Annotated in this window: 12 protein-coding genes; 8 read left to right on the top strand and 4 right to left on the bottom strand. The window is 67.4% G+C overall.

Annotation, left to right across the window (positions count from 1 at the left end):
- Positions 1-79 precede the first annotated feature (79 nt).
- The 3 genes from ACY5J6_RS01185 to ACY5J6_RS01175 are packed head-to-tail and all read left to right on the top strand — an operon-like array spanning position 80 to position 2,135.
- Positions 80-772, top strand: coding sequence for a sulfurtransferase (locus ACY5J6_RS01185; RefSeq protein ID WP_462845605.1), 693 nt, complete (start codon positions 80-82; stop codon positions 770-772).
- On the top strand, positions 769-1,392 hold the full coding sequence (locus ACY5J6_RS01180; RefSeq protein WP_462845604.1) for an MBL fold metallo-hydrolase: 624 nt from the start codon (positions 769-771) through the stop codon (positions 1,390-1,392). The genes ACY5J6_RS01185 and ACY5J6_RS01180 overlap by 4 nt, the downstream gene beginning before the upstream one ends.
- Entirely contained in the window at positions 1,380-2,135 is a 756-nt protein-coding gene (locus ACY5J6_RS01175) for a zinc ribbon domain-containing protein (protein WP_462845603.1), read from the top strand. Before ACY5J6_RS01180 ends, ACY5J6_RS01175 begins: the two co-directional genes overlap by 13 nt.
- A gap of 134 nt (positions 2,136-2,269) precedes the next feature.
- On the opposite strand, the gene ACY5J6_RS01170 is transcribed toward ACY5J6_RS01175, so the two are convergent.
- Positions 2,270-2,701, bottom strand: coding sequence for an OsmC family protein (locus ACY5J6_RS01170; protein WP_462845602.1), 432 nt, complete (start codon positions 2,699-2,701; stop codon positions 2,270-2,272).
- Between the two features lie 92 nt (positions 2,702-2,793).
- On the opposite strand from ACY5J6_RS01170, the gene ACY5J6_RS01165 reads away from it, so the two are divergent.
- The 5 genes from ACY5J6_RS01165 to truA all read left to right on the top strand — a co-directional run bounded on the left by ACY5J6_RS01165 (position 2,794) and on the right by truA (position 8,140).
- Positions 2,794-3,576, top strand: a complete 783-nt coding sequence (locus ACY5J6_RS01165; RefSeq protein WP_462845601.1) for a metalloenzyme — start codon at positions 2,794-2,796, stop codon at positions 3,574-3,576.
- Positions 3,577-3,655: 79 nt separating this feature from the next.
- On the top strand, positions 3,656-4,639 hold the full coding sequence (locus tag ACY5J6_RS01160) for an iron ABC transporter substrate-binding protein (RefSeq protein ID WP_462845600.1): 984 nt from the start codon (positions 3,656-3,658) through the stop codon (positions 4,637-4,639).
- A 64-nt stretch (positions 4,640-4,703) separates the two neighbouring features.
- Positions 4,704-6,251, top strand: a complete 1,548-nt coding sequence (locus ACY5J6_RS01155; protein ID WP_462845599.1) for an ABC transporter permease — start codon at positions 4,704-4,706, stop codon at positions 6,249-6,251.
- Positions 6,230-7,279: an ABC transporter ATP-binding protein gene (locus ACY5J6_RS01150; protein WP_462845598.1), complete on the top strand. Its 1,050-nt coding sequence runs from the start codon at positions 6,230-6,232 to the stop codon at positions 7,277-7,279. The genes ACY5J6_RS01155 and ACY5J6_RS01150 overlap by 22 nt, the downstream gene beginning before the upstream one ends.
- A 99-nt stretch (positions 7,280-7,378) precedes the next feature.
- Positions 7,379-8,140 carry a tRNA pseudouridine(38-40) synthase TruA gene (gene truA / locus ACY5J6_RS01145; RefSeq protein ID WP_462845597.1) on the top strand — a complete coding sequence of 254 codons (762 nt, stop codon included), beginning with the start codon at positions 7,379-7,381 and terminating at the stop codon, positions 8,138-8,140.
- 100 nt (positions 8,141-8,240) lie between these two features.
- On the opposite strand, the gene ACY5J6_RS01140 is transcribed toward truA, so the two are convergent.
- The 3 genes from ACY5J6_RS01140 to ACY5J6_RS01130 all read right to left on the bottom strand — a co-directional run bounded on the left by ACY5J6_RS01140 (position 8,241) and on the right by ACY5J6_RS01130 (position 12,389).
- Positions 8,241-9,428, bottom strand: coding sequence for an ABC transporter permease (locus ACY5J6_RS01140; protein ID WP_462845596.1), 1,188 nt, complete (start codon positions 9,426-9,428; stop codon positions 8,241-8,243).
- Positions 9,429-9,437: 9 nt separating this feature from the next.
- Complete coding sequence (locus ACY5J6_RS01135) at positions 9,438-10,448, bottom strand: ABC transporter permease (RefSeq protein WP_462845595.1); 1,011 nt, start codon at positions 10,446-10,448, stop codon at positions 9,438-9,440.
- Positions 10,449-10,520: 72 nt separating this feature from the next.
- Positions 10,521-12,389, bottom strand: a complete 1,869-nt coding sequence (locus ACY5J6_RS01130) for a peptide ABC transporter substrate-binding protein (RefSeq protein ID WP_462845594.1) — start codon at positions 12,387-12,389, stop codon at positions 10,521-10,523.
- Positions 12,390-12,479: the final 90 nt, after the last annotated feature.

Genomic DNA, 12,479 nt, shown 5'->3' with positions numbered 1-12,479 from the left:
ACTAATAACACATGCGCGCTCTTTTGTCAAGTACCCTTACTCTTTCTGGCTTACCCATGCGTCCCCTATAATCAGGCCCATGGACCTGCCCAAGGACGCCGTCCTGGTGGACACCCGTCCCCGGGCCGCTTACGAGGCGGGGCACCTTCCGGGGGCCCGCCACCTGGACCTCTCCGCCCCCCGGCTTCGCCTGCGGGAGGAGGCGGAGCTTAAGGCCCTGGAAGCGGGCCTCACCGAGCTCTTCCAAAGCCTGGGCCTGAAAAGCCCCGTGGTCCTCTACGACGAGGGGCTCACCAGCCGCCTGTGCCGCACCGCCTTCTTCCTGGGCCTGGGGGGGCTGGAGGTGAGCCTTTGGACCGAGGGGTGGGAGGCCCAGGCCACGGAGAAGGAAGAGCCCAAGCCCGAGCGCACGGAGGTGGTGGCCAAGCTCCGGCGGGACTGGCTCCTCACCGCCGACGAGGCCGCCCGCCACCCCCTCCTTTTGGACGTGCGGAGCCCCGAGGAGTTCCAGGGCCAGGTTCACCCCCCCTGCTGCCCCCGGGGAGGGCGCATCCCGGGGAGCAGGAACGCCCCCTTGGACCTGTTTCTGGAGCCCCAAGGGCTGCTGGAACGGCTTTCCCTGAAGCCCGGCCAGGAGGTAGGGGTCTACTGCCACTCCGGGGCCAGGAGCGCCGTGGCCTTCTTCGTCCTGCGGAGCCTGGGGGTCAAGGCCAGGAACTACCTGGGTTCCATGCACGAGTGGCTCCAGGAGGGCCTGCCCACCGAGCCATGAGGGTCTTTCCCGTCACCCTGGGCCCCCTCCAGGAAAACGCCTACCTGGTGGAGACCGGGGAGGGGGCGGTCCTCATAGACCCGGGTGACGAACCGGAGAGGCTCTTCGCCCTTTTCCGAGAAACCGGCCTCACCCCGAGGGCCATCCTCCTCACCCACGCCCACTTTGACCACGTGGGGGCCGTGGCCCCCCTGGTGGAGGCCCTGGGCCTTCCCGTCTTCCTCCACCCCCTGGACCTCCCCCTGTACGAAGGAGCGGACCTCGTCGCCCGGGCCTGGGGCTTCGCCATTCCCAAGCCCCCCCTCCCCGTGGAGCCCCTGGAGGAGGGCATGACGCTTTTCGGATTCCAGGTCTTCCACCTCCCCGGCCACAGCCCCGGCCACGTGGCCTTCTATGACCCCGAGGGCGCCCAGGTCTTCTCCGGGGACCTCCTCTTCCGGGGAGGGGTGGGCCGCTACGACCTCCCCGGGGCCGACCCCAAGGCCCTCTTCGCCTCCCTGAAGCGCCTTCTCGCCCTTCCCCCCAAAACCCGGGTCCACCCCGGGCACGGCCCCGGGACCACCCTGGGCCTCGAGGCCCGGGCCAACCCCTTCCTCACCGGGTTAGAATGGGAAACGTGAACGGGGCGGACGCTCCTCAACGGGGACAGCTGGAGGCGCTGAAGGCCCTTTACGCCCTTCAGGAAAAGGATTTGGAAATAGATCGGCTCCAGAAAGAAGCGGAAAGCCTTCCGGAGGAGCTCCTTGCGGTGAAGGCCCAGGTGGAGGCCCTGGAGCGGGAGCTCGGGGACCTCCTGGAGCGGCAGGCGGAGCTGCGCAAGGCCTACACCCGCCACAGCCTGGACATAGAGGACCTCACCGCCAAGGAAAAGCAGGCGGAGGCGGAGCAGCGCCAGGCCCAAAGCGCCCGGGAGCAGACCCAGTACGAGAACCGCATCCAGCAGATCAAGGACCGCATCAAGGAGCTCCTGGAGCTCTCCACCCCCATCATGGAGGCCATGGAAGAGGTGGAGGCCCAGATCGCCCAGGTGGAGGAGGGCCTCGCCGGCCTCCGTCCCCGCCTCGAGGCCCTCCTCCAGGAAAACACCCTGAGGGTGGAGGCCCTGAAGGTGGAGATCCAAAGGCTCCAGGAGGAGCGGGAGGCCATGGCCCAGGGCATTCCCACCCCCGTGCTCAAGGAGTACGAGGCCATCCGCCGGGCCCGCAAGGGCACCGGCATCGTGCGCATGCTCCGCCAAGGCCAGGTCTTCCGCTGCGAGGGGTGCAACGTGGTCCTGCCCACCCACGTGGCGCAAAAGGTAGTCCAGGGGCAGCTCACCCGCTGCCCCTCCTGTGGCCGCCTCCTTTGGAAGGGGGAAGGCTGACGCCACCCCATGTCGGCTTGGGCCGGAAAAGGAACCCCAAAGGGCCCCAGGACCCTGGTTCGGGCGAAGGCTTCACGCCGAGAGGGTATGCGAAGGCAACCCCCTTCCCAGGGAACTCACCGAGGCGTGGCCGCTTAGCCCACCAGGCGGGCCGAGAGGGCGATCTCCTTCACCCCCGCCAAGGCCCGCGAGACCGGGCACCCCGCCTTGGCCGCCTCGGCGATCTCCAAGAACTTCTCCGGGGATATCCCCGGTACCTCGGCCTCGGTCACGAGCTCAATCCGGGTGAGGGTGGGGCTTCCTTCCACCATCTCCAGGTGGACCCGGGCCTCGGTGGAAACCCGCTTGGGGGGGAAGCCCTCCCGCTCCAGGCTGGCCGCCAGGGCCATGGAGAAGCACCCCGCGTGGGCCGCGGCGATGAGCTCCTCGGGGTTGGTGCCAGGGCCTTCCTCAAAGCGCGAGGGGAAGGAATAAGGCCCCTCAAAGGCCTGGCTCTGAAGCCTCATCACCCCCTTGCCCGAACGCAACCCGCCTTCCCATACCGCCTGGGCTTTCCTCACCGGCATAAGGACACCTCCCCTTCCAGAATACCCCGCTCTCCCCAAGGTTTTGGAAACCCCACCACCTTCTCCCCTCTCCCAAAGGGCACACTAAAGGGGTGCTCCTCCTCTTCGTGGACGGCTTGGGCCTGGGAGAAGCCCTGGAAGACCTTTTCCCCCTCCTCCTAGAGCTCTCCCCCCACCCCCTGGACGCCGCCTTGGGGGTAGAGGGCCTGCCCCAGTCGGGCACGGGCCAGACCACCCTCCTCACGGGGGTGAACGCCGCCCGGCTTCTCGGCCACCACCAGGGCCCCTTCCCGAGCCCCAGGCTCAGGCCCCTCCTGGCGCAAAGCCTCTACGCCTGGGCCAAGGGCAGGGGCCTGAAGGTCCTCCACGCCAACGCCTACCGGCCTGAATACCTATACCTGAAGCGGGCCACGGAGGGAAGGAGGCTTCTGCTTTCCGCCTTCGCCCAGGCCGCCCGCCTGGCGGGCCTCCCCCTCCTCCCCCAGGGCCACCCCCTGGCCCTGCCCCCCGGCTTCTGGGAAGACCCCTACGGGGCCGGGGCCAAGGCGGCGGACCTCGCCCGCCGCTTCCACCTGGTGGTCCTGGAGTACTGGGCCCTGGACCTGGCCGCCCACCGCCACCCCGAGACCCTGCCCCAGCGCTTTTCGGAGCTTACGGGCTTCCTCCGAGGCTTCCTGGCCGAGGGAGGGGAACTTTGCCTCACCTCCGACCACGGCAACGCGGAGGAACCCTGGCACCCCCACCACACCCGAAACCCCGTGCCCCTGGTGGGCACGGGAAAGGCCCCCCCGCCCCCTAAGGACCTGGCCGGGGTCTTTCCCTGGATGCAAACGCTTCTCATTCCTAAACTTACTAAATCCGACCGGAATACTTGACTTTTTGCCGGAGGCGAGGTAGAGTCCCCCCGAGGGCGCCCTCGGCCCGCGCTTCCGGGCCATTTCCCAAGGAGGTAGCATGAGAAAGCTTCTTACCCTGATCGGCCTCACCGCCTTAAGCCTGGGCCTCGCCCAGCAAGCCACCTTTACCCTTTACTCCGGACGGGGGCAGAGCCTGGTGGAGCCCATCCTCCGCCAGTTCCAGGAGGAAACGGGGATCCGCGTCCAGGTGCGCTACGGCACCGACGCCCAGATCCTCGCCGCCCTCCAGGAAGAGGGAAGCCGCTCCCCCGCCGATGTCCTCTGGCTCAACACCTCCGGGGCCCTGGGACAGGCCGCGGCCAAGGGACTCCTCAGACCCCTGGGGGAAACCCTCTTGGGAAGGCCGGTGGCCTTTGTGCCCGCTTCCAGGGCCTGGGTGCCGATCACGGTGCGGCTTCGGGTCCTGGCCTACAACCCCCAGAAGGTGAAGGCCGAGGAACTTCCCGATAGCCTCCAGGACCTTCCCCGGTTCGTCCGGGAAAAGGGGCTTCGGATAGGCTGGACCCCCACCTACTCCAGCTTCCAGGACATGGTGGCCGGGATGATCCTCCTCCACGGGGAGGCCAAGACCCGGGAGTGGCTTCTTTCCATGAAGGCCCTCGCCCCCAAGGCCTACCCCTCCAACCCCGCCATGCTGGACGCCATCCGCGCCGGGGAGGTGGACCTGGGCTCCACCAACCACTACTACGTGGTGCGCTTCCGCCGGGCGGGGTACAACCTGGGCCTCCACCACTTCAAGGACGGGGACGTGGGCAACCTGGCCCTGGTGACGGGGGCGGGCATCCTGAAGACCAGCAAGAACCTGGCCGCCGCCACCCGGTTCCTCACCTACCTCCTCTCCCCCAAGGCGCAGCAGTACTTCGTGGGCAACGTGGGAGAGTATCCCTTGGTCAAGGGGGTGGTGGTGGACCCCAACCTCCTGCCCCTCGAGGAGGCCCTCAGGAAAAGCCCCAGGCTGGACTTTGAGAGGCTTCCCCTGGAAGAGGCCCTCAAGCTTCTCCGGGAGCTAGGCATCCTGTGATACCGCCCCATGGGGGCCCTGGCACCACGCCTGGTCTAGGACGAGGGATGCACACCAAGGGGTTATGACCCTGAAACTGCCCCACCTTCCCGGGCTTCTGCCCTTCCTCCTCCCCGCCCTCCTCACGGGGGGTGGGGTGGCCCTTCCCCTCCTTTACCTGGTCCTCAGGGCCCTCGAGGCCGACCCCCTGGCCCTGCGGGAGATCCTCCTTCGGCCCAAGAACCTGGAGCTTTTGGGAAACACCTTGGCCCTTCTTTTGGGGGTTCTCCTCCTCACCACCCTCCTCGCCCTGCCCCTGGCCTTCCTCACCACCCGCACGGACCTCAAGGGCAAGCGGCTTCTGGCCCTCCTCCTCGCCCTGCCCCTGGCCGTCCCCGGCTACGTGGGGGCCTTCGTGCTGCTCGCGGCCACGGGGCCTGGGGGAGTACTCCCCCTCCCCCGGCTGGAGGGGTACTGGGGGGCTTTGCTGGTCCTCTCCTTCATCACCTACCCCTACCTCTTCCTCTCCCTGCGGGCCGCCTTCCTGGGCCTGGACCCCTCCTTGGAGGAAGCGGCCAGGACCCTGGGCCAGAAGCCCCTTGCGGCTTTCTTTAGGGTGGTCTTTCCCCAGCTCCTCCCCGCCCTCCTCTCCGGCTACCTCCTGGTGGGGCTCCACGTCCTGGGGGAGTTCGGCACGGTGAGCCTTCTCCGCTACGAGACCTTCTCCTACGCCATCTACCTGCAATACAACGCCGCCTTTGACCGGGTGTACGCCGCGTGGCTTGCCCTCTTTCTCCTCCTCCTCACCGGGGGGCTTCTCTTCCTGGAGGGGCTCTTCCTCCGGCGCCTCGCCCTGGCCCGCACGGGCAAGGGCTCGGGCCGGAAGGCCAGGGCGGTGCGCCTGGGACCCTGGGCTCCCTTGGCCTACCTCCTCGCCCTCACCCCCGTCCTCCTGGCCCTGGTCCTTCCCTTTTACGCCCTTTTCCACCTGGCGAGCCGCTTCCCCAGGGAAAGCTTGCAGGGCCTTTACGAGGCCCTCTTCCACTCCGCCCTGGCGGCCTTTCCCGCCGCCCTGCTCTCCGTGGGGATGGCCCTGCCCCTGGCCTACCTCGTGGTGCGCCACCCTTCCTTCGCCTCCTCCCTGTTGGAGCGCCTGGCCTACCTGGGCTACGCCATCCCTCCCTTGGCCTTCGCCTTGGCCTGGATCTTTTTCAGCTTGAGAAGCCTGCCCTTTCTCTACGGGAACCTGGCCCTTCTGGTCCTGGTCCTGGCCTTTCACCTCTTGGCGGAAACCCTGGGTCCCGTCCAAAGCGCCCTGCGCCAGGTGCCGAAGAGGCTGGAGGAGGCCGCGAGGACCCTGGGGGAGACGCCCGCCCGGGCCTTCTTCCGCGTCACCTTCCCCCTCCTCTGGCGGGGAGTGGCGGCGGGGGGCGCCTTGGCCTTCATGGGGGCGGTGAAGGAGCTGCCCATCACCCTCCTCCTGGCCCCCATGGGCTACAGCACCCTTTCCACCCGGGTTTTCAGCTACACTCAGGAAGCCATGTTCGCCGAGGCCGCCCCCTTCGCCCTCCTCATCGCCCTCCTTTCGGCGGCCTTTGTGGGGGTGTTGCTTTGGAGCGAGCGCCGCTTCTAGAACTCCAGGGGATAAGGAAGCGCTTCGGCGGACACGAGGTGCTGAAGGGGGTGGATCTTTGGGTCTACCCCGGGGAGATCCTGGCCCTTTTGGGCCCCTCGGGCTGCGGCAAGACCACCCTTTTGCGGATCATCGCCGGGCTGGAAGCCCCGGACGCCGGCCGGGTCCTCCTCCAGGGCCGGGACGTCACCTCCCTTCCCCCCGAAAGGCGGGGCGTGGGCTTCGTCTTCCAGGACTACGCCCTCTTCCCCCACCTCACCGCCCTGGGCAACGTGGCCTTCGGCCTAAGGGGCAAGGACCGCCTCCAGAGGGCGCAAAGGGCCCTGGAGCGGGTGGGCATGACCCTCTTCCAGCACCGCAAGCCCCACGAGCTCTCCGGGGGGCAGCAGCAAAGGGTGGCCCTGGCCCGGGCCCTGGCCCCGGGGCCCAAGCTGGTGCTTCTGGACGAGCCCTTCTCCAGCCTGGACGCCGGGCTTCGGGCCGCCACCCGTGAGGAGGTGCGCAAGGTGCTGAAGGAAACGGGCACCACCGCCCTCCTGGTTACCCACGACCAGGAGGAGGCCCTTTCCTTCGCCGACCGCCTGGGGGTGATGCGGGGGGGGGAGATCCTCCAGGTGGGCACTCCCGAGGAGGTCTACCTCTGGCCCAAGACCCCCTTCGTGGCCCAGTTCCTGGGCCGCACCAACCTCCTTCCCGGGGAGGGGAGGGGACAGGTGGCGGAGACCTGCCTGGGCCCCGTGCCCCTGGCCGAGCCCGCCTTCGGGCCCCTTCTCCTCTCCCTGCGCCCGGAGGCCCTGCGGCTTACGCCCCCGAAAGAAGGTCCCACGGGGGAGGTGGTGGCCCGGGAGTTCAAGGGGCACGACCTCACCTACCGGGTGCGCCTCCTGGGGCCTGGGGAGCGGGAGGTGCTGGTGCAGGAAAGCCCGGGGGCGCCCTACCGGGTGGGGGACCGGGTGGGGCTTAAGGTGGTGGGGGAAGGGGTGGCCCTCGAGGGCCACCCCTTCAAAACCCCCGTGGGGGCGGATTAAACACCCCGCCGCGGCGGGGGCCCCAAAAGGGCCTCCGCCCAGCCCCACTTCGGGCATCTCATGTTGCGAAAGGGACGTGCGGGCACTTAAGCTTTGGCCGTGCGCCGCCTCCTCCTCCTTTGCGAGTACGACGGCACCCACTTCGCCGGGCTCCAGCGGCAAAGGGAGGGCCTGCGCACCGTGCAGGGCGAGCTGGAAAGGGCCCTGCCCAGGATCGGGGCCCTTCCCAAGGCCGTGGCCGCCGGGCGCACCGACGCCGGGGTGCACGCCCTGGCCATGCCCTTCCACGTGGACGTGGAGGGCAGGATCCCGGTGGCGAAGGTGCCCGAGGCCCTGAACCGCCTCCTCCCCGAGGACCTCAAGGTGGTGGGGGCCAGGGAGGTGGCCCCCGACTTCCACGCCCGCAAGGACGCCCTCTGGCGGGCCTACCGCTACCGGGTGCTCCTCCGGCCCCACCCTTCCCCCCTCCTGCGCCACCGGGCGCTTTGGCTTAAGCGCCCCCTGGACCTCTCCGCCATGCGGGAGGCCCTGCCCCTTCTCCTGGGGCGGCACAACTTCCTGGGCTTCGCCAAGGAGGAAACCCGGGAAGGGGTACGGGAGCTTTTGGAGGCCAGGGTGGAGGAGGTGGAAGGGGAAGGGGGCCTCGAGGTGCGCTTTTACTTCCGGGGGCAAAGCTTCCTCCGGGGCCAGGTGCGGGGCATGGTGGGCACCCTCCTGGAGGTGGGCCTGGGAAAGCGCCCCCCGGAGAGCCTGAAGGCCATCCTGGAAACCGCCGACCGCCGCCTGGCCGGCCCCACCGCCCCGGCCCACGGCCTTTACTTCGTGGAGGCCGCCTACCCGGAGGAAAAGCTCAGGCCCTAGCCCCCTTTGACGTGAATCCTTCGCCCAAGCCAAAGTACGGAAGCCCTGCGGGCTTTTTTACCGGGGCCCCCATGCTGGCCCAAGCCAGCATGGGGTGATGTTAGAGTTTGCTCCTCGGGTCCAGGGCGTCCCGGAGGCCGTCCCCCAGGTAGTTGAAGGACAGGACGGTGATGAAGATCATGAACCCCGGGGGCAAAGCGAGCCAGGGGGCGGTGAAGATGTACTCCTGGGCGTTGGTGAGCATGTTGCCCCAGGTGGCCACCGGGGGCTGGATGCCGAAGCCCAGGAAGGAAAGCGCCGCCTCCACCAGGATGGCCCCGCCGATCTGCAGGGTGGCCTGGACAATGAGGGGGGCCAGGGTGTTGGGCACCAGATGGCGGAACATGATGCGGGCGTCCCTGGCCCCCAGGGCCTGGGCTGCGGTGGCGTAGTCCTGCTCCCTAAGGGAGAGGATGTTCCCCCGCACCAGCCGGGCGGTGCCCAGCCAGCCGAAGAGGACCAGGATGGTGATGATGATGAACACGCTTGCAGCATCCCCAAACACCCCTTGGGCCCACTGGCCCACCTTCACCCCCGGATCCCGGAGGAGGGCGGAAAGCACCAGGAGAAGGGGCAGGGTGGGGATGGTGAGCATGAAGTCGATGAGGCGGCTGATGGCGATGTCCAGGTCCAGGCGGATCTGGCCCTTAAGCCCATACCACCCCGCCCAGAGGGCCAGGACCAGCACCAGGCCGAACCCCAGGTAGCTGCCCAAGGCCCCCGCCTGGATCCCGTCCTTCGCCAAGGCCCAGGCGATGGAGAGGGCCAGGTAGAGCACCCCGTAGTAGAGCACCCAGGAGAAGACCCGCCAAAGGGCAAAGGAAAGGGGGTAAAACCCCTCCTTCTCCTTGCGCAAGGGGCCCAGGTAAAACCGCAGGGGGCGGCCCGCGAAGTAGCCCGCCAGGGTCCCCATGATGGTCCCCAGGATCACGCTGGAAAAGGCCACGGCGAAGCCCACCAAAAGGGAGATGCGGGAACCGTAGATGATGCGGGAAAGCACATCCCGCCCCAGGTCATCCGTGCCCAGGAGGTGCTCCCGGGATGGGGGGTTGAAGTAGTACTGGCCCACGTCCTCCCCCGTGGGCTGGGCCGTGGGGTCGTAAGGGGCGATCCAGGGGGCGAAGATGGCCATGAGGATGAGCAGGACGATGACGATGAGCCCCGCCATGGCCATCTTGTGCCGCCTAAAGCGGCGCCAGAACAGGCCCATGAAGGTGCGGGGCTTAGCGGATACGGTTTGTGTCGCCATGGGTTCCTCCTAGCTGTAGCGGATGCGGGGGTCCACCACCGCATAGGCCAGGTCGGCCAGCAGGTTGAAGAGGGCCGTCATGAGGGCCAGGAAGGCCAGGGCCGCCATGGCCACGTTGTAGTCCTTCTCCACCAGGGCGTCAAAGATGGCCCGGCCCATCCCGGGGTAGCTGAAGATGGTCTCGGTGATGGTGGCCCCGCCCAAGACCCCGGGGATGGCCAGGCCCACCAGGGTCACGATGGGGATGAGGGCGTTCCGGAGGGCATGCTTGTAGAGCACCACCCGTTCGGAAAGCCCCTTGGCCCGGGCGGTGCGGATGTAGTCCTGGGAAAGCACCTCCAAAAGGGAGGCCCGCATGAACCGGGTCCACTCGGCCATCTGCAGGGCGGAAAGGGTGAGGACGGGCAGGATCAGGTGCCAGGCCCACTGGCCCAGGAAGGCCCCAAAGCTCACCGCCCCGGAGCGCACGTCCTCCCAAAGGATGGGGGGCACGCCCCCGGTGGGGAACTGGGGGAAGCCGGGAATGCGCTCCGGCAGGACGATGGCGAAAAGGTAGAGGAGGAGGATCCCCAGGAAGAAGACGGGCATGGAAAACCCCACGAAGGAGAGAAAGGTGATGGCGTAGTCCGCCAGGGAGTACTGCCGCACGGCGGAGAACACCCCCACGGGGATGGCCACCAGCAGGGCCAGGGTCAGGGCAAGACCCGAAAGGAGGAGGGTCTTGGGCAGGCGTTGCACGAAGATGTACTCCGCCGCGGAGATCCCGTAGGTGCGGCTATAGCCCAAGTCCCCCTGGACCGCCCGGGAAAGCCACTTGAAGTAGCGGATGTGGATGGGCTGGTCCAGCCCGTAGGCCCGCTTCAAAGCCTCAAACTGCTCGGCGGTGATGCGGGGGTTCTGCCGCCTGAGCTCGTCCAAAGGGTCCCCCGGCTGCAGGGCCAGGAGGGCGTAGATGACCACGCTGGCCGCAAGGAGCAGGGGGACCATCTGTAAAAGCCTGCGCACCGTGTAGGCGAACACCCTTTTACCTCCCGTTTATGCCACTAAAAAGCCCGCTGGGAAAACCCAGCGGGCCCCACTATACCACCCGGACTACCGGATGGAAAGCGCGTACTTCGCCTGGTCCCACTTCTTCACGGCGCCGCGGCTGGCCCAGCCGATCTCCCAGGCGTTCCAGCCGGGGTAGCCGTAGCCGCCGGAGTAGGCGCTGGCCACGTAGTTCACGAGGCCCTGGCGCACCACGTAGGGGTTGGCGCGGAAGTAGAGGGGCAGGGCGGGGAGCTCCTCGGCCCAGATCTCCTGGGCCCGGGCGAAGAGCTGCTTCCTGCGGTTCTCGTCAAACTCCAGGACGCCCTGGCTGGTCAGGCGGTCAAACTCGTCGTTGCGCCAGCCGCCGATGTTCTGGCCCTGGTAGTTGTTCTCCTTGGTGGGCACCAGGATGGCCCCGGTGTTCAGGTTCTTGTACTGGAAGAGGCCACCGTCCTCCTGCAGGTTGGAGACCCAGGCGAACTCAAGCATCCCCGTCCACTTGCACTCGCTGGCCCGCTGGATGAACTCGTCGGCGAAGACCACGGCGGAGGGGGCGTTGTTGATCTTGACCGCGATGCCGATCTTCTTCAGGTCCTCGGCGAAGAACTGCTGGGTGCGCTCGCGGATGGCGTTGCCGGCGGTGGTCACGAACTCGATCTCAAAGCGCACGGTGCGCCCGCCCACGGTGCGCTGGAGGATCCCATCCGGGCCCTTCCTCCAGCCCATCTCCGCCAAGAGGGCCTCGGCCTTCTTCAGGTCAAACTCGTACTTCTTCACGTTGGGGTTGAAGAGGGGGTTGACGGGGGCGATCCAGGTGTGGGCCACGGGCTGGAGGCCATCGAAGAAGGCCTTGACCAAGCCCTCGCGGTTCATGGCGTGCAGGAGGGCCTGACGGGTGCGCTTGTCGTTCAGGCCCAGGTCACGCACCGCCTGGCAGTTCTCAAACTTGTTGACGTCGATGTGCTCCCAGATGGCCCCGGGGACGAACCAGATGTCAAAGCGGCCGGGGGCACGGGAGGTGAGCTGGCGGCTGCGGCCCTGGTCAAAGGTGAGGGCCACGCTGGAGGTGGCGTCAATGGACCCGCCGATCACCGCCACCAGGAGGGAGTTGGTGTTCTGGATGAAGCGGTAGACCACCTTCTGCACGTACTTGCTCTCCCCGCCCTCGGGCTTGATGGGGAAGTTGGGGTTCCGCTCCATCTCAATGGAGTTCCCCGGCACCCAGCGCTTCAGCTTGAAGGCACCGGAGTAGACCATGGCGCCCTTATTGAGCTGCGCCGGGGTGGAAAACTTCAGGAAGAAGTTGCGGTAGAGCTCGTTGAGGCGCTGGGCATCCTTATCAGGATCCAGGCTTCGGGCCGCCGCCTTCACCTTCTCCCACTCGGGCCCCATGATGTGCTTGGGGGCGTAGCCGATGGGGGAGCCGTAGGTGTCGTAGTAGTAGGCGGGTTCAAAGATCACGGTGAAGTTGCGGGCGTCCTTCACCTGGAGCTGCACGCGCTCCCAGTAGTCGGGGTTAAGGACGGGCATGCCCTTGGCCTTGCCCACCTCGTAGTAGAAGGCCACGTCCTCGGTGGTGATAGGGCGGCCGTCGGACCAGCGGGCGTCTGGGCGGATGGTGAGGTCCATCTCCAGGCGCTTCTTGCCCCCGCCGATGTCCGTGACCCTAAGGCGCCCGTTCTGCAGGGTGGGCACCTCGGTGGCGAGAACGGGGAAGTTCTCGCTGTTGGCGTTGAAGCCGATGAAGGGGGCAAAGAGGTAGCCCTCGATCTCCGACTTGATGGCCTGGTTGGAGATGACGCTCAAGAAGTCCCCCGCCAAAACCCTGGGCTCCTGGGAAGCCCCGATGACGAGGCTGTTGTCCTGAGGGCCCGCCAGGGCCAGGCCCAGAGCGGTTATACCGAGTACAGCCAGTTTACCTATATTCCTCATACCGCCTCCTTTCGTGGCACTATCGCAGTGGCCGAGGCTATTATACGACCCCCCAGGTTAAGGTCAACCCGGCAAAAGCTAAAGGGGCCC

Source organism: Thermus sp. H19.2 (assembly GCF_054979525.1).
The sequence above is the reverse complement of the archived record's forward strand: the minus strand, read 5'-3'. Positions and strand labels throughout refer to the sequence as shown.